Below are 22,402 nucleotides of genomic sequence, written 5' to 3' on the forward strand. Positions count from 1 at the left end.
CGAAGAGGGTGGGGCCCGGGCGGCGGCGGGGCCGCCCGGGCCGGTTGGTCAGCTCAGGCCGGTCGCCCAGGGGTAGCTCTTGAGGTACGGGTCCGGCTTGATCGGCTGGCCGGAGTTCCACACCTCGGTGATCAGCCCGTCCGCGCCGACCTTTCCGATCCGGGCGGTCTTGGCGATGTGCTGGGTCGGGCCGTCCACGGTGACCAGGCCCTCGGGGGCCTCGTAGGTGATGCCGTCGGCGGCGGCACGGACCTTCTCCACCTCGAAGGAGCCGGCCTTGGTGACCATCGCCCTCCACAGGTACACGGCGACGTACGCGGCCTCCATCGGGTCGCTGGTGGGCTTGTCCGCGCCGTACTTCGCCTTGTACGCGGCGACGAACTTCGCGTTCACCCCGCCGGGGGTGGTCTGGTAGTAGTTCCAGGCCGTGAGCTGGTCCTTGAGGTACTGGGTGCCGATGCCCTTGACCTCCTCCTCGGCGATCGACACGGACACCACGGGCATGCTGGCGGCGTTGAGCCCGGCGGAGGTGTACTCCTTGAAGAACGCCACGTTGCTGTCGCCGTTGAGCGTGTTGAACACCGCGTCGGCCTTCGCCGACTTCACCTTGTTGACGATGGTGCCGAACTCGGTGGAGCCGAGCGGGGCGTAGTCCTCGCCCAGGACGGTCATCCCGTTGGCCTTCGCGTACGCCTTGATGATTTTGTTGGCCGTCCGGGGGAAGACGTAGTCGCTGCCCACGAGGTAGACCGACTTCTTGCCCTGCGCCTTGAGATAGTCCAGGCCGGGAACGATCTGCTGGTTGGTCGTCGCGCCGGTGTAGAAGATGTACGGCGACTGTTCCAGGCCCTCGTACTGAACCGGGTAGAACAGCAGCGCCTTGTTCTTCTCGAACACCGGCTTGACGGCCTTGCGGCTGGCGGAGGTCCAGCAGCCGAAGACGGCGGCGACGCGGTCCTCGGAGATGAGCTTCTCGGCCTTCTCGGCGAAGGTCGGCCAGTCCGAGGCGCCGTCCTCGCCGACCGGCACGATCTTCTTGCCGAGGACACCTCCGGCCGCGTTGATCTCCTCCACGGCCAGCATGATCGAGTCGCGGACGGTGACCTCGCTGATGGCCATCGTGCCGGAGAGCGAGTTGAGCAGGCCAACCTTGACGGTGTCGCCCGAGACGTCGGCGCTGACGCCCGTGCCGGACGTGTTGTCGGAGGTCTTGCTGCCGCACGCGGCCAGCGCGGACGCGGCGATGAGGGCCATGGCGCCGGCCAGGATACGGCGGCCCCGAAACAGTGACATGCAATCTCCCCTGCGGTATGCGTGGAGCGACGACCACCGGCCCTTCCGGGCCGGGCTGCATTGCCATTGGTGATTGGTTGAGCGGTGCGGTCACAGGTGTCACATCGGGCGGGAGGGCCAGCCGGCGGGTGGGACGCCGGCCGATCATCCGCATGGACTTCGGCAGGGCAAAGCCTCAACTCAATTCATTGCATCCACGTTTCCCGGCCTTTAATTGCCTGTTTCCCGAACGGCCTGGACGGCCCAGGTCAGCGGGGGCCGAACACGAAAAGCCGCCGCCATTTCCGGAGCGTTCACGAAAATGACGGCGGCTTACACCGAGAATACGACAGAACGGTCGCCTGCGCGCCGGGACGCCATTTCGGCGAGACGTTCGGCGGGCCAGTTACTTCCTGCGTGAAGGAATTTTAGCGGGGCCCCCCGGCCGGCTGTCAAGCGCGCCTACAGCTCGGCCAGCACCGCGAAGTCGAGCCCGTCGGCCTCGGCCAGGTAGATCCGCTGGCGCACGTGCCGACGCCGCAACCGCAGCTCGCCCCGCGGCCCCTGGTACGACACCGCGTCGGCGGCGGCCCCGATCGCCCGCACGTCCAGGGTCCGGGCCCGCGCGATAAGCGCCGCCAGCAGCATCACACCCTCGTAGCAGGACTCACCCAGGCTGCCCAGCGGCGGCGCCTCCACGCCGAACCGGCGGGCGTACGCGCCGTGGAAGTCGAGGTTCTCCCGGGTGACCAGGCCGGCGAAAAACCCGGCCGTGCTGTACAGCCGGCGGGTCGCGCCCGCACCGCTGGCCAGCAGCATGTTCTCGTCCATCAGGGTGCTCAGCCGCAGGCAGCGCTGGTCCAGGCCGCTGCGGGCGAACGCCCGGTTGAACCGGACCGCGTCCGCGCCGACCAGCAGCATCAGCACCCCGTCGGCCTCGGACTGCTCGACGGCACGCAGGACGGGACCGAAGTCGTGGGCGTCCAGCGGCAGGAACCACTGCCCGCACACCCGCGCCCCGCTGCGCAGCGCGTACCGCTGGGCGGCGCGGGCCGTGCGGCGAGGCCACACGTAGTCGTTGCCCACCACGTACCAGCGGCGCACGCCCTGCTCGCGGGCCAACAGCCGCATTGCCGGCCAGAGCTGCGCGTCGGGCGTCTCGCTGGTCAGGAAAACCCCCTCGGTGCGCTCGCCGCCCTCGTAGAGCGCCGTGTAGACGTACGGCACCCGGTGGGCGACGCGCGGCGCCACCGCCTGCCGCACCGAGGAGATGTGCCAGCCGGTGACCCCCTGCACCGCGCCGGTCGACACCAGCGCCTCCACCTCGGCGGCCACCTCGACCGGGTGGGTGCCGCCGTCGACAGGCACCAGCCGCAGCTCGCGGCCGAGCACCCCGCCGTCGCGGTTGATCTCCTCCACCGCCAGCTGGGCGCAGAGCTCACAGGTCGGGCCGAACATCCCGGCGGGCCCCCGCATGGGGTAGACCAGCGCGACGCTGACCACCGACTGGTCCACGGTGAGCCAGGGCGCGGGGACGTCGAGCGTCTGCCCCGGCTGGGGATGCGGCGCACCAGCCGGACGCCCTGCCGGCACGGACATGACGACATGATTGCCGCCGGCCGGTGCCCACACCAGACCCGGTCACGATGCGGGACCTTTTCGGTACGATGGCAGCCCCACCGAACGGGGGAGGGTCATGTCCGAGGCGCCCGCGACGCCCGTCGACCTGCTGCGTGCGCTGACCCGTGCCGAGCGGCTGCTCGCGCGGCGCGTCGGCGCGCTCCTGGCCACCGAGGGCCTCTCCGTGGAGGCGTGGCGGGTGCTGTGCCTGCTCGCCGACGGGCAGGGGCACCCGATGAGCGAGGTCGCCACCGAGGAGTCCCTGCCGCCGGGGACACTGACCAAGCTGATCGACCAGCTCGTCGACCAGAACCTGGTCTACCGGCGGATCGACCCGCAGGACCGGCGGCGCATCCGCGCGTACCTGACCGCCCGGGGCCGGCGCGAACAGGAACGCCTCGACGCCCTCGTCCGGACGGACCTGGGCGTCCTCACCACCGACGACGACGCGGCCCTGGCCGGGGCGCTGTCCGCGCTGGTCGACCGGCTGGGCTCCGGCCGCCGCCCGGTCGGCGCGGCGGCCGGGGCCCGCGTCCGCGTCGCGGCCCGCTGACGCCCGCAGGCAGCGCGGCACCCCGCGACCCGCTCAGGCCGGTGTGAGCCGTTCCCGCAGGGTGTGCGCGGCGGCGGCAGTGGCGGTGATCAGCGTCGCCGGGCCGCCGGCCAGCGGCAGCCAGGCCACCGACCCCCCGTCGTCGCCGGTCACCGGCCGCGCCCCGGGCCTGGCCGGACCGTCCGGCTCCACCAGCAGCAGCGACCCGGTCGCCGGGGCGCCGCCGAGCACGGCGGACCCCGCCCAGCCGGGCGCGGACGGGCCGACCGCCATCGACTGGCGCAGCAGCGGCCGGCCGGCGTGGTCGACCGAGGTCCGCACGACGGCGTCGCCCGGCGACTCGCCGTACCGGCCGCAGATCAGCTCGTCCCGCCAGGTCAGCCGGGCCCCTGCGGCCAGCTCGACCCGCGACTCGGCGACGTGGTCGCAGCCGGCCGCCGCGACGAGCTGCTCCGGTACCCAGTGCAGCGTGGCCCCGGCGTGCACCACGGCGTGCACCCGCATCCGCGACACCGCGGCGGGCCGGCCCGGCAGCGCCACCGAGGCGGCGACACTGCCCACGCGCAACGCCGCGCCGGGGCCCACCTCCACCTCCAGCAGCAGGTCGTCGCCGCCGAGCGGCCCGGCCGCGCCACCCACGACGTACACCGTGGCGACACCGCCCTCGGCGGTGGTCGATCGCAGCAGCAACGGCGACTCGCCGCGCAGCTCCGCGACGCGGGTCCCGCCGCGACCGTCGGCCCGTGCCACCACCCGGGCCCGCGCGCGCATCAGCCGACGGCCACGGCGGACCGGTGGTGGGCCAGTTCGTGCCGGATCCACCCGGCCACCCGCGTCGCCTCCGGGTCGCCGACGATGGACAGGAAGACCGTCGGCAGGTCACCCCGGCGGGCCCGGGCGTCGCGGTCCATCACGTCGAGGTCCGCGCCGACCATCGGCGCCAGGTCGGTCTTGTTGATCACCAGGAGGTCGGCGGCGGTGACCCCGGGCCCGCCCTTGCGCGGCACCTTGTCGCCGCCGGCCACGTCGACCACGAAGATCTGCCGGTCGACCAGGCCCCGGCTGAACGTGGCGGTCAGGTTGTCCCCGCCGCTCTCCACGAGCACCAGGTCCAGCGGACCGACCGCCTCGACCAGCTCGTCGATCGCGTCGAGGTTCGCCCCGATGTCGTCGCGGATCGCCGTGTGCGGGCAGCAGCCCGTCTCCACCGCCCGGATCCGGGTCGGGTCGAGCACCCCGGCCCGGCGCAGGAAGTCCGCGTCCTCGGTGGTGTAGATGTCGTTGGTGACGACGCCGAGCCGCAGCTCGGTGGCGAAGGCCCGGCACAGCGCGGCGACCAGGGCGGTCTTGCCCGAGCCGACCGGCCCGCCGATGCCGACGCGCAGTGGCCGGGCGACCGGCGGCAGCGGAGCGTGCGGGTCGACCCCCGGCTCCGGATGGGTGTGGGGGACGTCCTCGTCGTGCGACGAGGTCACGGGAATGGATTCAGGACGCAAAGAGACGCACCTCCCAGGTGGTGTGGACTTCGGCATGGATGTCGCTGAGGGGAGCCGAGGCGGCCGGCAGCCACTGCGGCGGCGCCTCGGCGGCGGCCACCGCCCGCGCCGCAGTGGCGTCGACGTCGGCCGTCAGGGCGGCGAGCAGCCCGTGCACCCGGTACGGGTCGAGGCCGAGCAGCCGCACCGCCGCGCTGGCCGGGCCGGTCACCGACCCGTACGCGGCGGCGGTGGCCAGCTCGGCCGGGTCGAGGCCGGCGGCCGATCCGACCAGCCCGAGCACCAGCGGCTGGTGGGGCCCGGTCGGGTCGGCCGGCAGGGCGGCGAACGGCCCGCCCGGCCACAGCGCCCGCCCGGCGCGCAGCAGGGCCCGGCCCTGCCGGCGGGAGACCGCACGCAGCGCCGGGGCGGCCGTCCGGGCGTCCAGCTCGGCGTCGAGCCGGGCCAGCGCGGTGCGGGCGTCCCCGTCCACCGCCGCCCGGTGCGCCGCCACCGCGAACGCGGCCCCGACCAGCCCGCCGGTGGCCAGCCGGCCGACCAGGAAGCCGCGCAGCGAGGCCAGGTCGGTGACCAGCCCGGCGGCGACGGCGGCCTCCAGCCCACCGGAGTGGGCGTGCGCGCCCGCCGGGAACCGCCCGTCGGCGAGCAGGAGCAGCATGCTCGTCATCGACGTCAGAACAGGTGGTAGCGCTGGGCCATGGGCAGCTCCGGCACCGGGTCCGGCTCGACCACCACGCCGTCGATGCGCACGGTGAAGGTGTCCGGGTCGACCTCGATGCGCGGCATGGCCCCGTTCTCGGGCAGGTCGGCCTTGCCCCGCGACCGCACGTCGGCCACGGGCACCAGCGGCCGGCGCACGTCGAGGCGGAGCCCCGCCTCCAGCGCCGCCGGGGCCACGAACGCGACGCTGGTCGCCGCCGGCACGACGCCGTACGCGCCGAACATCGGCCGGGGCAGCACCGGCTGCGGCGTCGGGATCGAGGCGTTGGCGTCACCCATCTGCGCGTACGCGATCATGCCGCCCTTGAGCACCAGGTGCGGGCGTACGCCGAAGAAGGCCGGGTCCCACAGCACCAGGTCGGCGAGCTTGCCCGGCTCCACCGACCCCACCTCGCGCTCCAGCCCGTTGGCCATCGCCGCGCAGATGGTGTACTTGGCGACGTAGCGGCGGGCCCGGTGGTTGTCGGCGCGCCCGTCGCCGGGCAGCGCACCCACCCGCCGCTTCATCACGTGGGCGCTCTGCCAGGTCCGGGTGATCACCTCGCCGATGCGCCCCATCGCCTGCGCGTCCGAGCCGATGATGGAGATCGCGCCGAGGTCGTGCAGCAGGTCCTCGGCGGCCATCGTCGACGGGCGGATGCGGCTCTCGGCGAACGCGAGGTCCTCCGGCACCGACGGGTTGAGGTGATGACAGACCATCAGCATGTCGAGGTGCTCGGCGAGGGTGTTGCGCGTGTACGGGCGGGTCGGGTTCGTCGACGACGGCAGCACGTTCGGCTCGCTGGCGACGGTGATGATGTCCGGCGCGTGGCCGCCACCCGCCCCCTCCGTGTGGTACGAGTGGATCGCCCGGCCGGCGATCGCGCGCAGCGTGTCGGCGACGAACCCGGCCTCGTTGAGGGTGTCGGTGTGGATCGACACCTGCACGCCGGAGGCGTCGGCCACCCGCAGGCAGGCGTCGATGGCCGCCGGAGTGGTCCCCCAGTCCTCGTGCAGCTTGAAGCCGCCCGCGCCAGCGCGTAGCTGCTCCCACAGCGCCTCGCCGGAGACGGTGTTGCCCTTGCCGAGCAGCAGCACGTTGACCGGGAACGCGTCCAGCGCCTCGTGCATCCGGGCCAGGTGCCAGGCGTTCGGGGTGACCGTGGTGGCGCGGGTGCCCTCGGCCGGGCCGGTGCCCCCGCCGACTATGGTGGTGATCCCGCTGGTCAGCGCCTCCTGCACGAGCTGGGGGCAGATGAGGTGCACGTGCGTGTCCACGGCCCCGGCGGTGAGGATGCGCCCGTTGCCGGCGATCACCTCGGTCGCCGGGCCGATCACCAGGTCCGGGTGCACGCCCGGCATCGTGTCCGGGTTGCCGGCCCGGCCGAGCGCGACGATCCGGCCGTCGCGCAGCCCGACGTCGGCCTTGACCACGCCCCAGTGGTCCAGCACCACCGCGCCGGTGATCACCGTGTCGAGCGCGCCCTCGGCGCGGGTGGCCCGGGACTGGCCCATCGACTCCCGGATCACCTTGCCGCCGCCGAAGACCACCTCGTCGCCGCCGGCGCAGTGGTCGACCTCCACCTCGATCAGCAGGTCGGTGTCGGCGAGCCGGATCCGGTCGCCCGTGGTGGGCCCGTACAGGTCGAGGTAGCGCCGGCGGTCCAGCTCGCTCACCGGTCCGACCCCCCGTCCGGCGCTCCGGCGACGACCTGGGTTGCATCCAGCGGGCCGGCGACCTCGCCGCGCAGGCCGGCGACGATCCGGGCCCCGCCCAGCGGCACCAGCTCCACCCGGCGGCTGACGCCGGGTTCGAACCGCACGGACGTCCCGGCGGGCACGGCGAGCCGCTGACCGTACGCGGCGTCCCGGTCGAAGCGCAGGCCGGGGTTGGTTTCGGCGAAATGGTAGTGCGAGCCGACCTGGATCGGCCGGTCGGCGGTGTTGACCACGAGCAGGGTGGTCACCGGCAGGCCGGCGTTGATCTCGACCGGGCCGTCGCCGGGCAGGACCTCCCCGGGGATCACGGGATCGGGTGGTGCACCGTCACCAACTTGGTGCCGTCCGGGAACGTCGCCTCCACCTGCACCTCCTTCAGCATCTCGGGGATCCCGTCGAGCACGTCGTCGCGACCGAGCACGCCGCGACCGGCCGACATCAGGTCCACAACCGACCGACCGTCGCGCGCGCCCTCCAGCAGGAAGGCGGTGATCAGGGCGACGGCTTCGGGATAGTTCAGGCGCAGGCCGCGTTCGCGGCGGCGGCGGGCGACGTCCGCCGCGACGTGCACGAGCAGGCGATCCTGCTCGTGGGGGCTGAGGAACACGGAAACCTCCGGCGGTCCGGCGTGCACCTCCCGCAGCCACGGCACGCGTCGACGGGCACCGGACGAAGGGGGTCACACGTGACCGCTGCCGGCCGCCGGCGGGTCGCCCCGGGGCCCCCACCGGCCCCGGCCCGATCCTACGGCCGCGCAGCGGTGTGGGGGGCTGGGAACGGACCGCACCGCCAACCGCTGACCAGACCGTAGAGGATCGCCGGCACGGTGGCAACGGCCCTGCGATGCGGCGCGGGTCACCGGCGGCCCGGACCAGGCACGTCGGCGGCAGGGCGAGAGTCAGCGCGGGCCCGGGTGCGCGAACACCCGAGCTTCGGCCGGAAGGCGTTCGTCGGGCGGCTGCGCCGCAGCGGCCGGCGGTGCGCATCCTCGACACCCAGCCGGGCCGGCTGTTCGACCAGAGGTACGGCCCGGCCGGCGAGGGGCGGACGATCCTGCGCCTGGTGCCGGAGGCGGGGGACGGACGCCTGCCCGTCCCCCGCTCCCCGCCGGCACCTGGCGGCCCGCTCGTCGCCCGCCGCCGGCCGGCGGTCAGCGCCGAATGTGCACGGTGTAGGTGCGCGAGCGCGAGCCGTCCTCGCTGGTCACCGACACGGTCGCCGTCCGGTTGCCGGCCCTCGGCTGGCGCACCACGACGGTGGCGTACGGGTCGGTGGCCACGGCGGTGACGCACGGCAGCTTGCCGCGCCGGGCCACGGTGTACGACAGCTTCTCCGGGTCGAAGCCGGCCAGCGCCACCCCGTCGAGCGCGATGCCGGCGGCGGACGCGTCCGACGACGTCCCGGGCGCGGCGGCGAAGACCTCGATCTCGCTGACCGTCATGTGCCGGTTCGGGTGCGCCGCGAGCACCACCCGGACCGCGTCCGTCGCGGCGGGCACCGCCACGTCGACGGAGGGTGCGCTCACCGTGCCGGCCGGGACGCTCACCGGTCCTCCGGCGTCGACCCAACCGCCCTGCGGGTCGCGGACCTGCACCCGCAGACTCTCGGCGTAGCTGTCCGAGCCGTCTCGGTAGAAGTGGGTGACGACCCGGGTGAGCGTCCGGCGCTCCGGCAGGGTGACGGTGAGCGTGTCGGAGGCGTTCTTCGTCCCCGACCTCCAGTTCGACCAGGCCTTGTCCGTCAGGACGCCGTTGGCCAGGCCCTCCGGCGAGTAGCCGGGTTCGGTGAAGGTGGCCGCGACGTCGGCCGGGGTCGTCCGCTCCTCGACCGGCTGGGTCACCTGGACCCGCACGCTCGCCGCGAGGGTACGTCCATCCCCGGCGTCGGCCTGCCCGGCGAGGGTGACGACGCCGGGCGAGTCGAACGCGCCGGCCGGCGGCGGCTGCCAGAGCACCGGACGCTGCACCGTCGCGCCCCGCCGGGCCACCGCGGTGACCGTGGCCGGCAGCTTCGGCTCGCCGCCGGCGGCGGCCTTCGCCCGGGTGGGCTTGGTCGACACGAGGGTGTCGACCACGACCGTCGCCCGGGTGGAGTGGGTACGGCCGAGGGCGTCGGTGGCCCGCCCGGTGACCCGCACCGTGCCCGGCCGCTTCCAGGCCGACGCGGCGGGCATCCGCCAGGTGACCGGCAGTGTCCCCCGGGCGCCGTCGCGGTGGATCGGCACGACGGTGTCCGGCAGCGCCGGGGCGGTGCCCGGGACGGTGAACGCCTCGGTGGGCTCGATGCCGAGGACCGTCTCGTCGACGACCTGCCAGCGCTGGTTGGTCCCCGAGTTGGCCAGCCACGTGGTGACCGCCGCGCCGTCTGCGGTGGCCTGGCCGCCGACCTCCAGCAGCCGCCGGGAGTCGACGTTGACCAGGGTGTACGTGCCGTCGCCGGTGGTGGACAGAATCCACTGTGCCGGCGGGGCGGGCGCGGCCACGGCGGGGACGAGGGTGACGGCCTGGTCGACGACGGCGAGCTGGCGGGTGCCGTCGGCGGTGGTGACGGCGTACCGGGCCCGGTTGCCGTTGCCCCCGGCGAGCCGGGTGAAGCGCCACAGTTGGGCGGCGCTGGCCACGTCGGTCGTGCGGATCACCGCGCCGGAGCTGGTGCCACCGGCCGGGGTGAGGGACCGACCGCTCTGCACGCCCTTGAGCCGGTAGACGTGGCCGTCGCGCACGAGCGCCGCGTCCCGGGCGACCCCGGAGACGCCGGTGACGAGGAACGTCGTCACCGACTGGGCGGGCACCTCCAGCCGGGCGGTGCGACCACGCACGGCGACCGGGGCACCGCGCCGCAGCGCCCCGTCCGCGCTGGTGACGACCGGGGTCACGGACGCGTTCGCGGCCACCGAGCCGAACGCCGACAGGTCGAGCTGCACGGTACGGGCGGTGGTGCCGTCGTTGACGTGCACGACCGTGGCCCGCCTGCCAACGGAGACGGCGGCGACGCTGGAGGTGTCGTCTACGGCGACGAGCCGGTCGCCGGGGCGGATGTGGTGGGTGAAGTTGCGTACCGTGTCGAACTTGGTGTTCGTGTAGATCGGGCAGGTCTGCAGGGTGTCGGCGGCCGTGCAGTCGAACGGAAGCTGGATGCTGCCCCAGTTGGAGCCCTGAGGGAACTCGCCGCCCGGCTTCATGTTGTCGTAGTCCTCGACCGGCTGCCAGAACAGCCACGCAGACGGTTCCAGCTCGCGCAGGTCGTCGACCATGTGCCGGGCCATCCCGAGGCCGGGGGCCATGCTGGTGAGGCTGTGCCCGTTGCCCCAGGAGCCCTCGACCTCGCTCATCCACAACGGCTTGTCCTCGCCCTTGGCGATGTCCCGGGCGGTGGTGCGCTGGCCCGTGCCGTAGGTGTGCACGTTGAGCTGGGCGACGAGGTCGCGTACGTCGTCGGGGTAGGCGTTCCAGTTCGTGGCGAACATGCCGGGGTTGGTCTCGTCCATGGCGGACACGACGGTGTCGCTGCCGGCGGCACGCAGCTCGGCCGCGAGCGCCCGGATCACCTGTTGTTGCAGGGCCGGGCCGGCGTGCGCGCCCTCCTGCCGGCCGCCCACCGGGTTGCCGTCGGCGCCCAGCCGGGTCCCCCAGTAGGTGGTGTTCGGCTCGTTGAGCGGGTCGATCGTGTCGACGGTGATGCCGTGTGCGTCCTCCATGTGCTGGGTGACCCGGACCAGGTACGTGGCGAAGTCGTCGACGCGGTCGGCGCGGATCTGGTCGGCGCTGGAGTCGAGGCCGCCCGAGACGTACCCGCTGACGGTCTGGAACCAGGGCGGCGAGTTGCTGAAGGTTTCCCAGCGGGTGACGTCGCCCTTGATCTGGTCGACCCACCAGCGCTGGGTCCGGTCGGCGTCCCAGTTCCAGTGCGCCGGGTTCTCCGGGTCCCACCAGTCGGTGTCGGCGCGGGTGGTGCCCTCGGGCGCCCGCCACCAGCCCTGCACCGCCCCGCCGGGGCGCAGGTAGGCGGGGACGTCGGGGGCGTTGCCGCCGCCGATGTTGTAGCGGGCGATGTTCAGGTTGAGTCCCTGCTCGCCGAAGACCAGGTCGGCCAGCCGCTGCCGGATCTCCTCCGGGTAGCCGCCGGTGGCGTTGGCGAACCAGACCAGGCTGGTGCCCCATCCCTCGAACGTCTGCCCCTGATAGGACGGATCGGGGCGGACGGTGACCACCGGCGATGCGGCCCCGGCGGCTACGGCGGCCCCGGGCACGGGCGCGGCGGCGGGCGCGGCGGCGGGCGCGGCGGCAACGCCGAGGGCGACGACGGCCGCTGTGATCGCGGCGGCCACCCCCCGGCGGGACGGGTGTCTGCTCATGTGGACGGTCTCCTCCGACAGGCGGTGGTGAGGCGGTGGTGAGGCGGTGGTGAGGCGGTGGTGAGGCGGTGGCGGTGAGGCGGTGGCGGTGCTGGCTGCCGGGGGCCGGGGCGCGCCGGCTGGGCGGTGCGCGGCGAGCCCCGCACCGGGGCCTGCCGGCGAAAGGTCGTACACCTCGATGTTTACGTAAACATCGAGTGCTGCGATGCTGCCAGTCGGCCGGTAACCCGTCAAGCATGGTCGGCATACTGGGCTGCGCCGCGCGAACACGGCGGCGGAGATGGATCGGGCCGGGAAGCACTGACCGCCGGCCGGGGGCGAGAGGAGCCAGGCGGAATGAGTCCGTCCGGGCCCGACGGGGCCGCGCAGGAGCCGCCCGGCGCCGGCCGTCCCCGCCCCGGCCGGCGGCGGGGCGTCTCGATGGCCGACGTGGCACGGCTGGCCGGCGTGTCCTCGCAGACCGTCTCCCGCGTCTCGACCGGCCACCCCGGCGTCGTCGGCACCACCCGCGAACAGGTCCTCGCCGCGATGCGGCAGCTCGGCTACCGCCCCAACAGCGCCGCCCGCGCGCTCAAGTACGGCGAGTTCCGCACCATCGGCGTCATCCTGTTCACCCTGTCGAGCACCGGCAACAGCCGCACCCTGGAGGCGATCGCCACCCACGCCGCCGACGCCGGCTACGTGATCACACTCATCCCCGTCGGGGCCCCCACCCAGGACCGCCTGCTCGGGGCCTTCACCCGGCTCGGCGAACTCGCCGTCGACGCGGTCATCGTCATCATGGAGGTGCACCTGCTCGACGCGGCGACCGTCGCCGTCCCGCCGGGGGTGCATGTCGTCGTGGTCGACTCCGATGCGGGCGACCGCTACCGCGTCGTCGACACCGACCAGGCCGACGGTGCCCGGCAGGCCGTGCACCACCTGCTCGATCTGGGCCACCGCACGGTGTGGCACGTGGCAGGGCCACGGGAGTCGTACGCCGCCGAACGGCGCGCGCTGGCCTGGCGTTCGACGCTGGAGGAGCACGGCCGCCCGGTGCCGCCGGTGCGGCACGGGGACTGGTCGGCCGAGTCCGGTTACCGTGCCGGCCTCGAACTGGCCGACGAGGCGGACTGCACGGCGGTCTTCGTCGCCAACGACCAGATGGCCCTCGGGGTGCTGCGCGCGCTGCACGGCTCCGGCCGGGTCGTGCCCCGCGACGTCAGCGTCGTGGGCTTCGACGACATCGCCGAGGCGGGGGCGTTCATCCCACCGCTGACCACCGTCCACCAGGACTTCGCGGCGGTCGGCCGCCGCTGCGTCGAGGCGGTGCTGCGCCAGGTGCGCACCGGAACCCCGGAGACCGGCACCACCCTGGTCTCCACCCGCCTGGTCGTACGCGAGAGCACCGCGCCACCTCCGGGCGGCTGAGCGGGCGACCCACCCGCCAGCCCGGTCCCGGCCCGGCCGGCGCCGTCCACCGCGCCGCCGGGTGCACCACCCTCAGCGGCCTCCCCGGCGGCCACAGGCCGCTGGCCGATTGTCCTTCTACAAGGACTGGATCTTCTCCTCGCCTGCTGGGACATCCACCGCGGCTACCAGGAGTTTGCTCCCCCGACATCGACCACCGGGCTCTGTGGGCATCCTATCGCCAGCCTCCCCGGAACTGACCTAGTCAGACAAGAGCCTCGTCTCGCCGCCAATCGCGTGTCGAGAGGCATCGACCCCCGGCCCCACGGAGGAGGCCTACTCAAGGTTCGGAAAGTAGCGCCCGTGGGCATGATGGTGGTCGCACGCCGGGTCCAGGCGTCTGTGGATGAGGTGCGTTACGAGTTCGGGTTCGAGGGCAGGCTCGACCGGGTGTGACGATCGACCCACGAAAACTGGAGGCGCGCGTCGAGGAGGCGACTTCAACTCTGCTGCCAGCGCCATCACCGCGAAGATTGTCAACGCGTGGCGCTCCGCTGGCGCCTTACCGGAGCGAATGATGTTCGCCAGCTGACTTAGGTGCGCTGGCGGGGCAGGCGGCCTTTGCGCGGAGGCGCCGAAACCCTCGCCGGACGCGGGCGGGTGACAGACGCTGAGTGGTGCCGGTTTCTCCCATGGGTAGCGCAGGTTCGACGGGTTGCGTCCACGGGAGTGGTGTACGACTTGCCCGTGATGGGCGCATCGTGTAATCAAGAGACGGTTACCAGCGAACCCGCCCTTCCCCCAGCCGGCCACAGGGGCGTTGGCACCGTGCTTCGACGGCCACGACGAGATCGGCACCGGGGCGGGCGCTGCGGTCCTCCCTTCTTTCTGCAAGAATCACGGGTCATGCGCGCCGTGATCGTGGGCAACAGCGACGGCATCGGGCTGGCGCTGACCCGCCGGCTCCTTGCCGACGGGTGGACGGTGACCGGGCTGTCACGCAGCCCCGCCCCGGTCGGCTCGCATCACGTCGTGGACGTGACCTCTCCAGAGTTTTCCACGGTGCTCGCCGAGGTCGGTGAGGTCGACCTGTGCGTCTACGCAGCCGGCGTCGGTGAGTCGCTCGGTGAGAACCTGGCCGGCCAGACCCGGGCGCTGGAGGTGAACCTGCTCGGTGCGGCCCGCACGTTCGAGGCGGTAGTGCCGCGAATGCTCGCCGCCGGCCGCGGCCACCTGATCGGCCTGTCCAGCCTCGCCGACACGATGATCTCGGCGCAGGCGCCCGGCTATGCGGCCTCCAAGGCAGGCCTGACCTCGTACTTGCTCGGCCTGGACGCCGCCCTGCGACCCCGCGGCGTGCCGGCCACCGCAGTACGGTTCGGCTTCGTCGACACCAAGATGGCCAAGTCCCCGGTCACGCCGTTCAAGATCTCCACAGACCGGGCCGCCGACGTGCTCATCCGATGCATCCGCACCCGACCGGCGATCGTGTCCTACCCCCGCCGGATGGCCGCGGTGACTGGCACACTCGGCCCACTGCTGCGCACCGCCGCCCGACTTCGCCGGTCAAGGTCTGACGCTCCGTGAAGGAGCACGGCTGATCCACGAACCGTCGGCGGCATGACACGACGTGTTGGGCATTCGCGAATCCTGGGCGGCGGCCCGGATGCAGTCCAGATCATCCTCGCGCCACCGACGGAGACGAACGACCCCGTCAGTGAGATCAGCGGCAGGGTAGCCAAACACCACCGGACCACACCGGGGCCGGCACCCGCCAAGGGAGCGGGGAGGGACGGCGCTGCGTCCCTCCCCGCTTCGTCCGAACCGCCTCAGGACAGGAACTTGTCCAGGGCCGCCTCGATCGTGCCGCTGTCCGGCGAGGCGTACGACCTCATGGTGAGTTTGTTGTACGAGATGAAGCTCGGGCACCGGTTCGCCGGGGCGTTGACGGTGCCGCCGTCGCCGATCTTCTCCCCGGTCTTCGCCGCGTAGAAGGTCATCGCGTAGCGCGACGAGATGTAGGAGATGCTGACCCGCTTGCCGGAGTTGTCCTTGTAGTCGCACTTCTTGGGGGTGCCTTCGCTGCCCTCGTTGACCTTCAGGCAGGCGACCACCGACACCGACTCGAAGTCGGCCGACTTCGCGTAGTACGGCTTCTCCGAGCTGACCGACTTCGTCGACCAGAACGTCGGCCGCTCGATGGAGTTCGCGAAGGTGTACGCCTTGGCGCCGGACGGGCCGCTGTAGGCCGCCGCGTTCAGGATCGGGCTGCCGTCGCAGACGGAGGACAGGTCACTGGAGTAGCGCGCGGTCACCGCGTCGTTGCTGCCCGGCTGCTCCTCGGACTCGGACGGCTCGGGGGCGGCAGAGTTGTCCGTACCGGGCTGGGGGTTGCCGTTGCTCGGACTCACGGACGCCGGTCCGGACACCTTCGGGGTGGGGTCGTCATCGTTGCCGACGAGGGCGAGCCCGATGCCGGCGCCACAGATCGCGAGGACGACGACCACGGCCCCGGCCGCCAGCCCGATGATCAGGCCCCGGTTCGACTTCCGCGGCGGCGGAACGGGAGCGGCGAACTGCGGGGGTGGCCCCGGCTGGCCGTACCCGGGCTGGCCGTACGCGGGATACCCGGCGGGCTGAGCCGGCGGACCGCCCCACGGGGTGACGTTCGGATCCGGCTGCCCTCCGTACGGAGGGTGATTGTTGCTCATATGTTGCCCTTACCACTGTCGACGGGTGCCCAGGCACTGGATCATCGATCAGGGTAGTGAGCGGCACAAACCGGGAAGGCTGGCGAGGAACGACGACCAGCCTCGGCCAAACACGCCACGTGACGAGGAACTACTTTCCGTTCAACAACTGATCGAGCCGCACCGGGGGACCGCATGGTCCCGGCGACGGGACGCGGGCTGCGGGGAAGGGAAATCCGCCAAGGGCGATCATCGCGTACGAACGGCGAGCCACGCCCGACCGAATCTGTGACCAAGCTCACCTACCCGGTGCCGGACGGCGAGGGGGTCGTGGTCATCCCTACGCCACCCGCGACGTCGCTGTTGTTCCCAAGGACGGCGGTGATCGGCCCGCCGGCGGACCGCGTCACGCCTTCCCCGGTTGCCCCACGCCGGCCTCCTCCAGCGGAAGGAGGTCCGGTGGGGTGCTCGCCGCACTCGGTACGACGACCACCCCACCGGAGGGTTGGGCCCGGCCCTCAGGACCGGCGGTCGATCGCGACGTGGGCCGCGACGGTGAGCAGGTGCCACAACTCCGGTTCGATCCGGTGCGCCGACGGCAGGGCGTAGAAGCGGCGGGTGCCGTACTCCCAGTCCATGTCGCGGCGGGCCTCGTCGGCGGCGGCCAGGACGGCGTCCCGGCGGATCTCGGCCAGGCGCGTGGAGAGCGCCACCAGGTCACGCAGGATCAGGCCGAGCCTCGCCTCGTCGCCGATCTCCTGGTGCGGCCGGCCACGTTGCGACCGGGTGGTCCAGCCGAGGACGTGGTCGCCGCCATCCGGGGCGAGGATCGGCGACAGCCGCTCGTTCGCCAGCGCCACGGCCGCGGCCTGGAGCAGGTCGGCGTCGCGGCACAGCGGCAGCAGGTCCCCACCGAGCCGGCCCAGCGACCGGGCCAGGACGCCGTCGCCGACCAGTTTCTCCGAGTACGCCTCCAGCACTGCCGCGTTCTTCTCCTCGGCGATCACGTGCGGCGACGGCGGGCTGGCCCGCTGCTCCTCGTAGGACCTGCGCAGGTCGGTGAAGCCGTCGAAGGCCGCAAGCCGCAGCGAGTGCCGCGAGGCGAACAGCACGATCTTGTCGGTGACCGGCCGCTCCCCGGCCTCGTTGGAGGGGACGATGTCGTTCAGGTCGACCCGCTGCTTGCCGAGGAACGCCCACAGCTCGCGGCTCAGCGCCGCGCCCGGCGCGCCGGACGACGGGAGCGCCGCGAAGGCGTACACCTGCTGCTGCGGCTCGCCGTCGTCGTCCTGCGCCAGGTTGACCAGCCGGCGGTGCTCCTCGTCATCGTAGTTGACCAGCCAGTCGCTGCCGTCGAGCAGTTCCCGGCCCAGCTCGTCGGCCGGCACCCGGGACCGCTCCAGCAGTTCGAACACCGACAGTTGGCGCAGCGGCGCGATCAGCGGGCGGGCCCGGTCTCGCAGCGCCCGCACCACCGTCTCCGCCGGGCCGGCGGACGCCGACTGGCCGGACGCCGACTGGCCGGACGCCGACTGGCCGGACGCCGACTGGCCGGACGCCGACTGGCCGGACGCCGACTGGCCGGAGGCTGACGCCAGGACCAGCGTCGACGCGCCATTGGCGAGAGACACCCGCCAGGCCAGCGCCGAGCCGACGTCGGACAACCGGGGCCGTTGGCCGTCACCGTCGGCGGCCCCGACCGACCGGTCGTACAGCCAGTCCTCGGTGCGGTGGTCGTCGACGGCGGGCACCACGCGACGCAGCGGAAAGCGCTCGGCCTGCCGCCGCTCGTTGCGGACGTCCTCCATGGCCAGGCGCACGACGCGCGTCGCGTCGTCCACCGCGTCCCGCCAGCCCTGCGCCTCCTTGCGGACGACCGCGACCGTCTGCGTCATCCGCTCCAGCATCAGCAGCGTCCGTAGCTGGCAGTCCTGCTGGTAGTGGGCGGTCAGCAGAGACTGTTCGGCCGCCAGGTAGGCGAGCTGGTGCCGGCCACGGAACATGCCCCGGTCCTCGCGGACCCGCCCCTCCGCCTGGTCCCGGGCGGCCTTGGCGATCCCGGGATCCGCGCGGGGGGCCTGCTCGACCCGGCTGCGGAACAGGTCGAGCCGCTGCTGCACCCGGTCCAGGAAGGCCAGGCCGCCGCGCGGGCCGCCGTCGCGCCGGGACATGATCCGGGCCACCGCGCCGCGCAGGGCGATTCCCCACTGGCGGTCGGTCTCCCGGGCATGGTGGTCGGCCACCGGGTGCCACTGCTGCTGCGTCTTGAGGGTCAGCGGCACGTTCTGCCCGCCCCAGAACACCCGCAGCGTCTCCTGGGTGGCGTCGACGACGACCTGCCCCTGGTGGTCGGTGCGCATCGGCCGGATGTCCTCGAAGGGCAGGCGCAGGTTGGGCAGGTCCGGCAGGCGGGGGCCACCGCCGGGCGCGGTCAGCCAGGTCGACGACGGCGCCAGCAGGCCCTCCCGCGCCGGGTCGCTGTCCAGTTCCTGCAACACCGGCGGCGGCTGGGCTCCCTCGGCGTCGCGCACGTCGGTGGCGCCGGAGAGGAACTGGTCCACCTCCGGGCCCAGGTCTGCGGCGGCGGTGGGCAGCGCGGCCAGCACGTCGGCCGCGGCCCGGTCGACCAGGCCGCGGATCACCGGCTCCCAGGCGTACTCGACCAGGTAGACGCCGAACGTGGAGTAGATGTCCGTCGACCCGCGCGTGTACTTCTTGGCGTTGACCCGGTAGCTGCTGAACGCGGGACCCACCGTCGGCAGCAGGTGCGCGTAGACGGCATCGGCCACCGCGACCGGGCAGACCGACTCCGCGTCGTACGCCGGCAGGTGCCGGCCCGACGAGCGCGACCGCCGGCCGTCGATGAAGTACGTGTACTGCGCCGGTGCCGCGGTCATCTCGTGCCGGTTGCGCGCCGACCAGCGGAACTCGGCCGGGTGCCTGCGGTCGGTGTTCATCAGGCGGTCCAGCTCGCGCAGCAGCGCGTACCCGTTCGCCTCGCTGCGGGTGCGCTGCGGCCCCTCCAGCCGACGCCGGAACGCGCCGGAGAGCACGCAGAACAGCGTCACGGTGAACCCGCCGCCGTGCTCCTGCCGCAGCTTCTGCAGGCACGCGAGAACGTCGAGCAGGATGCCGGCGCCGGTGCCGCCCGCCGTCGAACTGACCACGTAGATGTTCGGCATGCTGTCCGCGTCGACGAGGGTGAGCTGGTCCAGCGCGTCTTCCAGCCGCTTCGTCACCGGTGTCGGGCCCAGCACGTCGGAGAAGAACGCCAGCCGACCGAACGAGCGGATCTGCCCGGCGCCCTCCACCAGGAACGACAGGGCCTCGTCGTCGCGGATCTCCCGGGCGTCCTCCGGGCCGAACCACGGCACGACGGTGGGATAGAACTCCTGCGCGACGTCCCGCCCCTGCCGGACCTTGTCGATCATCGAACGGACCGAGCCGTCCAGGTACAGGTCCTCGGTGTCGACGTCGAGGCTCACGCCGTCCACCTGGGGGCGCGTGCGACGGTCCACGTCGAGGGCGCGCAGCAGGACCGGCCAGTCGTAGGGGCGTCCCGCCGTCCGCTCCGGCGCGCCGGGGTCGCGTCGCAGATCCTGCCAACGCTGCTCGGTCGCGAGCCGGTGCTTCAGGTGGGCGGCGGCGATGCTTCCGGTGCCGCCGAGCCCGATAACCAGTGCTGGGAGCACGGTAACCTCCATGTCCGCCGTGGGGCTGTGTCAGGGTTGATAGGTGAAGGTCGTGCCGTCCGCCGCCGACACCGGCTGCCGGGGCCGGCACACCACATGGTGGCGGCGGCCCGCGCGGCGGTAGTCGATGTGCAGCACCAGCTCGCTGCCGCTGCCCACGGTCCGGGGTCGCCGGACGGCCCGGACCGTGCCCGTGCCCTGCGTTCCGCCTCGGCCGTGGGCTGCGGGGAAGCGCACCTTCCGCCCGCTGAGCCGCTGCCGGTACGGGGCGGCCGTCCCCGGCTCGGCCACCAGCAGGTGCCCGCCGATCGGCTTCCAGCGCCGCCGGCGAAGCGTCACCGCCAGCGCGGCCAGCGCACCCAGCGCGAGCACCGCCGTGACCACCAGCCGGACCGGAATCCCGCTCGCCGTCCTCGCCCCCTGCGCCTGCCCGGCCACCTGCTGCGGGACGAAGTCCAGGCCCAGGTCACGGTCGATCACGTCCCGCCACGGCGAATCCACCGTGCCCACCACCCTCACCTGGCCGGTGGTGGTCCGTTCGCCGCCGATCCAGGTGCCGGACAGCGCCTGAGGCCGGAGCCGGATCGTGACCTGCTGCTCGGGCGCGGCCGGGTCGAGCGTGACCTGTGCCGGGGCGACCGTCCCCGTGACGGGCAGACCGTCCACCTCGACGGCCAGGTCACGGACGGTCAGCGGGACCCGGGTGGTGGTGCTGCGGACCCGGGCCACCAGATCGACGGGCTCGTCCCGGACGACGACCGGCGACGGCTCCAGGGCGATCGTCGCGGTGAGCCGGTCCCTTGAGACGTACGCCGCCGCCTTCTCCACCGCGATACGGTCCCCCACCCGGCCGAGGTAGTCGCCCACCTGCTCCGGGGGCAGGTCCATCAGCACCGTGTCGTCGAAGACCTCGTCCAGCAGGCGCACGTCGGTGCGCCCGGTCAGCGGAACGCCGAGGGCGCGTACCGAACGGCGCTGCTCCACCGCCCGGGCCCGCTTGCGCAGGTCGGCGAAGGCGTCGCCGCCCGGGTACGCGTACCTCGACCCCGGCGGCGGGTCGTGGACGCCGTCGGTGAGCATGATGACCGTCGCCGGATCGGTCGCGTCGGGCTGCTCCACGATCTGCAACGCGGCCCCAATCGCCGCGCCGATGTCGGTGGCCCGGCCCTCGGCGCGGCCCGGCAGCCGGCCCAAGACGGCGGCGCCGTTCGCGCCGATGTCGCCGCTGAAGACGGGATCGGGGCGCTCGGCGAAGGCGATCAGGTGCAGCCGGTCCACCGGGGCCAGGCCGCCGAGCAGCGGACGCAGGGCCGCCCGGGCAGCGGCGTACAGGTCCCGCCGGCCGTCCTGCATGGAGGCGGAAACGTCGATCAGCACGACGTAGTCGGCGGGCAGGGTGTCCACGCGCAGGCCACGCAGGACCTCCGGCAGCGCGGCCTGATCGGCGGCCGACCCCGCGCGGGCGGGCGCGCCCACGGCGGTGAGCAGCACCAGCAGGCAGACCGCGAGCACGGACCAAACGGCACGTCTCGTCATGGGGCTCCTCCTTCTAGTGCGTGGCGCCGTACACGACCCGGCCGGGCTTGTCGCCGATGTCGGGGCCGCGCAGATGGGGCCGCAGGCAGTCGAGGACCATCCCGTCCTGCTCCGGCTGGCTGGTGAGGCGGACGTCGTCTCGGCCCTCGGTCAGCCCGTTCTTCTTCGCCTCGGCGTACCGGCCGGCGATCTCGGTGATCACCACGCGCGGGGCGTGCTCGGCGCCCACGTCCCGCACGAACCGGACGGTCTCGTCGCGCAGCCGGTGCCACCAGCTGTCCGGCGCGACGAGCGGGTGGTGCACGACGAGCCGCAGCGCCTCGGCGAGCTGGGCGGCACGCAGGACGCACCCCTCCCTTTCCCGCCAGGCGACGGCCCGGCCGAACTTCGCCAGCCGCTCGGCGAGCAGATCGGCGTAGCCGACGTTCTCGTGCGGGTCCCGCAACGGGGTGAGCTGCCAGGTCCGGGCGCTGTGGGCGGACTCGTCGGCCTGGGCCAGCCAGCTCATCTGGTGCGCGAGCCCGACCACGAGGTCGTAGCCCGGCTCGTTGCCGTTCAGGGTCACGGCGACGCCGTCAGGCTTCGGTGCCCGCGGGTCGGCGAGGACGCCGGGATACCGCCCGCACGCTGGCACGAGGATCCGGCCGGGCACCGTGGCCGGCGCGGGGACCCGCTGCCAGGAGTCGGCCGGCTCCAACCAGTGCGGCGGGGCGACGGCCCGCATCCGGGCCGCCCAGAACGCCTCCAGTGCCGGGGGCAGCCGCAGCAGGTGCAGGTGGAACGCCCGCCACCGGTCGACGAGTTCGGTGCCCGAGTGGCCGGGCCGGCCGCCGGTCCAGCGGCGCACCTCCGCCGCGTCGGCGAATTCCACGAAGACCTGCTCGATGGCCCGTCGTACCTGTTCGCCGGTCTCCCTGATCTCCGGGGCGACGGGCCGGGACTCCGGCACGAGCCAGGCGTCCGCGTCCGGCCGCGGCGGCTCGACCGTCCGGTCCGCAGCCGGCGGCGGGACGGCGTTCGCCTCGTCGTCGCCGGGCGTGACGTCCGCCCGGCCGGCGACCGCCTCGACGGCCTCGACGGTGCCGCCGGCCAGCATCGGGCCGGCATGCTCCGCCGCTCCGGTCGGGGACGGTCGACGGTCCAGGCGGGACATCATCCGGCGGTACAGTTCGGCGATCCGCTGCCACATCTCGTCCTCCTCGCCGGGAACGCCGCCCCGGCACCGGTCCAGCGCGGCCGTCAGGAGCCCCTCCTGCATGACCCCACCGAGCCTTGTCACGTGCTCCCGGAACACCTCGGCGTAGCGCCCGTCGGCACGGAGCACGGCGGCGAGCAGCTCCTCGAAGGGCACGTCGGTGTAGTCGGTTCCGCTGTCCATCAGT

The 22,402-nt window shown here is 73.4% G+C and carries 16 protein-coding genes; 3 read left to right on the forward strand and 13 right to left on the reverse strand.

Annotated elements, in window-relative coordinates:
* Window positions 1-48 precede the first annotated feature (48 nt).
* Together urtA and E1258_RS01095 are read right to left on the reverse strand one after the other, a co-directional pair.
* On the reverse strand, window positions 49-1,293 hold the full coding sequence (gene urtA, locus E1258_RS01090; RefSeq protein ID WP_132395952.1) for an urea ABC transporter substrate-binding protein: 1,245 nt from the start codon (window positions 1,291-1,293) through the stop codon (window positions 49-51).
* Window positions 1,294-1,734: 441 nt separating this feature from the next.
* Complete coding sequence (locus E1258_RS01095) at window positions 1,735-2,871, reverse strand: substrate-binding domain-containing protein (RefSeq protein WP_132395954.1); 1,137 nt, start codon at window positions 2,869-2,871, stop codon at window positions 1,735-1,737.
* A gap of 97 nt (window positions 2,872-2,968) precedes the next feature.
* Here E1258_RS01095 and E1258_RS01100 point away from each other — a divergent pair, with 97 nt between their 5' ends.
* Window positions 2,969-3,445: a MarR family winged helix-turn-helix transcriptional regulator gene (locus E1258_RS01100; RefSeq protein WP_165949592.1), complete on the forward strand. Its 477-nt coding sequence runs from the start codon at window positions 2,969-2,971 to the stop codon at window positions 3,443-3,445.
* 33 nt (window positions 3,446-3,478) lie between these two features.
* Here the strand turns inward: E1258_RS01100 and E1258_RS01105 are convergent, their stop codons facing one another.
* From E1258_RS01105 to E1258_RS01135, 7 genes are all read right to left on the reverse strand, one after another.
* On the reverse strand, window positions 3,479-4,216 hold the full coding sequence (locus E1258_RS01105; RefSeq protein WP_165949593.1) for an urease accessory protein UreD: 738 nt from the start codon (window positions 4,214-4,216) through the stop codon (window positions 3,479-3,481).
* Window positions 4,216-4,941, reverse strand: a complete 726-nt coding sequence (ureG, locus tag E1258_RS01110; RefSeq protein ID WP_007071531.1) for an urease accessory protein UreG — start codon at window positions 4,939-4,941, stop codon at window positions 4,216-4,218. Before ureG ends, E1258_RS01105 begins: the two co-directional genes overlap by 1 nt.
* Window positions 4,931-5,608, reverse strand: a complete 678-nt coding sequence (locus tag E1258_RS01115; RefSeq protein WP_132395958.1) for an urease accessory protein UreF — start codon at window positions 5,606-5,608, stop codon at window positions 4,931-4,933. The genes ureG and E1258_RS01115 overlap by 11 nt, the downstream gene beginning before the upstream one ends.
* Window positions 5,609-5,613: 5 nt before the next feature.
* Window positions 5,614-7,317, reverse strand: coding sequence for an urease subunit alpha (locus tag E1258_RS01120; RefSeq protein ID WP_132395960.1), 1,704 nt, complete (start codon window positions 7,315-7,317; stop codon window positions 5,614-5,616).
* Window positions 7,314-7,667, reverse strand: a complete 354-nt coding sequence (locus E1258_RS01125) for an urease subunit beta (RefSeq protein WP_132395962.1) — start codon at window positions 7,665-7,667, stop codon at window positions 7,314-7,316. Before E1258_RS01125 ends, E1258_RS01120 begins: the two co-directional genes overlap by 4 nt.
* Window positions 7,664-7,966, reverse strand: coding sequence for an urease subunit gamma (locus E1258_RS01130; protein ID WP_132396003.1), 303 nt, complete (start codon window positions 7,964-7,966; stop codon window positions 7,664-7,666). The genes E1258_RS01125 and E1258_RS01130 overlap by 4 nt, the downstream gene beginning before the upstream one ends.
* Window positions 7,967-8,509: 543 nt before the next feature.
* A complete protein-coding gene (locus E1258_RS01135; protein WP_132395964.1) occupies window positions 8,510-11,713 on the reverse strand; it encodes a glycoside hydrolase in 3,204 nt (1,067 codons plus the stop codon).
* Between the two features lie 336 nt (window positions 11,714-12,049).
* Between E1258_RS01135 and E1258_RS01140 the strand changes: the two genes are divergently transcribed.
* The gene (locus tag E1258_RS01140) at window positions 12,050-13,123 is read left to right on the forward strand and encodes a LacI family DNA-binding transcriptional regulator (RefSeq protein ID WP_007071536.1); all 1,074 of its coding nucleotides are present in this window, start codon (window positions 12,050-12,052) and stop codon (window positions 13,121-13,123) included.
* An 885-nt stretch (window positions 13,124-14,008) separates the two neighbouring features.
* A complete protein-coding gene (locus E1258_RS01150) occupies window positions 14,009-14,689 on the forward strand; it encodes an SDR family oxidoreductase (protein WP_132395966.1) in 681 nt (226 codons plus the stop codon).
* Window positions 14,690-14,931: 242 nt separating this feature from the next.
* Here the strand turns inward: E1258_RS01150 and E1258_RS01155 are convergent, their stop codons facing one another.
* The 4 genes from E1258_RS01155 to E1258_RS01170 form a co-directional block, all read right to left on the reverse strand.
* Entirely contained in the window at window positions 14,932-15,813 is an 882-nt protein-coding gene (locus E1258_RS01155) for a hypothetical protein (RefSeq protein ID WP_132395968.1), read from the reverse strand.
* 497 nt (window positions 15,814-16,310) lie between these two features.
* A complete protein-coding gene (locus E1258_RS01160) occupies window positions 16,311-19,484 on the reverse strand; it encodes a tubulin-like doman-containing protein (protein ID WP_165949594.1) in 3,174 nt (1,057 codons plus the stop codon).
* Between the two features lie 30 nt (window positions 19,485-19,514).
* Entirely contained in the window at window positions 19,515-21,020 is a 1,506-nt protein-coding gene (locus E1258_RS01165) for a vWA domain-containing protein (protein WP_132395973.1), read from the reverse strand.
* A gap of 13 nt (window positions 21,021-21,033) precedes the next feature.
* The gene (locus E1258_RS01170) at window positions 21,034-22,398 is read right to left on the reverse strand and encodes a hypothetical protein (protein WP_132395975.1); all 1,365 of its coding nucleotides are present in this window, start codon (window positions 22,396-22,398) and stop codon (window positions 21,034-21,036) included.
* Window positions 22,399-22,402 lie beyond the last annotated feature (4 nt).

Origin of the sequence: Micromonospora sp. KC207 (genome assembly GCF_004348615.1) — a bacterium.
In the GTDB taxonomy this organism is placed as follows: Bacteria; Actinomycetota; Actinomycetes; order Mycobacteriales; family Micromonosporaceae; genus Micromonospora.

What these genes read in the sequence shown, in the direction of transcription:
- urtA (WP_132395952.1), bottom strand. Translation starts at nt 1,293, where the DNA reads ATGTCACTGTTTCGGGGCCGCCGTATCCTGGCCGGCGCCATGGCCCTC.
- E1258_RS01095 (WP_132395954.1), bottom strand. Translation starts at nt 2,871, where the DNA reads ATGTCCGTGCCGGCAGGGCGTCCGGCTGGTGCGCCGCATCCCCAGCCG.
- E1258_RS01100 (WP_165949592.1), top strand. Translation starts at nt 2,969, where the DNA reads ATGTCCGAGGCGCCCGCGACGCCCGTCGACCTGCTGCGTGCGCTGACC.
- E1258_RS01105 (WP_165949593.1), bottom strand. Translation starts at nt 4,216, where the DNA reads ATGCGCGCGCGGGCCCGGGTGGTGGCACGGGCCGACGGTCGCGGCGGG.
- E1258_RS01115 (WP_132395958.1), bottom strand. Translation starts at nt 5,608, where the DNA reads ATGACGAGCATGCTGCTCCTGCTCGCCGACGGGCGGTTCCCGGCGGGC.
- E1258_RS01135 (WP_132395964.1), bottom strand. Translation starts at nt 11,713, where the DNA reads ATGAGCAGACACCCGTCCCGCCGGGGGGTGGCCGCCGCGATCACAGCG.
- E1258_RS01140 (WP_007071536.1), top strand. Translation starts at nt 12,050, where the DNA reads ATGAGTCCGTCCGGGCCCGACGGGGCCGCGCAGGAGCCGCCCGGCGCC.
- E1258_RS01150 (WP_132395966.1), top strand. Translation starts at nt 14,009, where the DNA reads ATGCGCGCCGTGATCGTGGGCAACAGCGACGGCATCGGGCTGGCGCTG.
- E1258_RS01155 (WP_132395968.1), bottom strand. Translation starts at nt 15,813, where the DNA reads ATGAGCAACAATCACCCTCCGTACGGAGGGCAGCCGGATCCGAACGTC.
- E1258_RS01165 (WP_132395973.1), bottom strand. Translation starts at nt 21,020, where the DNA reads ATGACGAGACGTGCCGTTTGGTCCGTGCTCGCGGTCTGCCTGCTGGTG.
- E1258_RS01170 (WP_132395975.1), bottom strand. Translation starts at nt 22,398, where the DNA reads ATGGACAGCGGAACCGACTACACCGACGTGCCCTTCGAGGAGCTGCTC.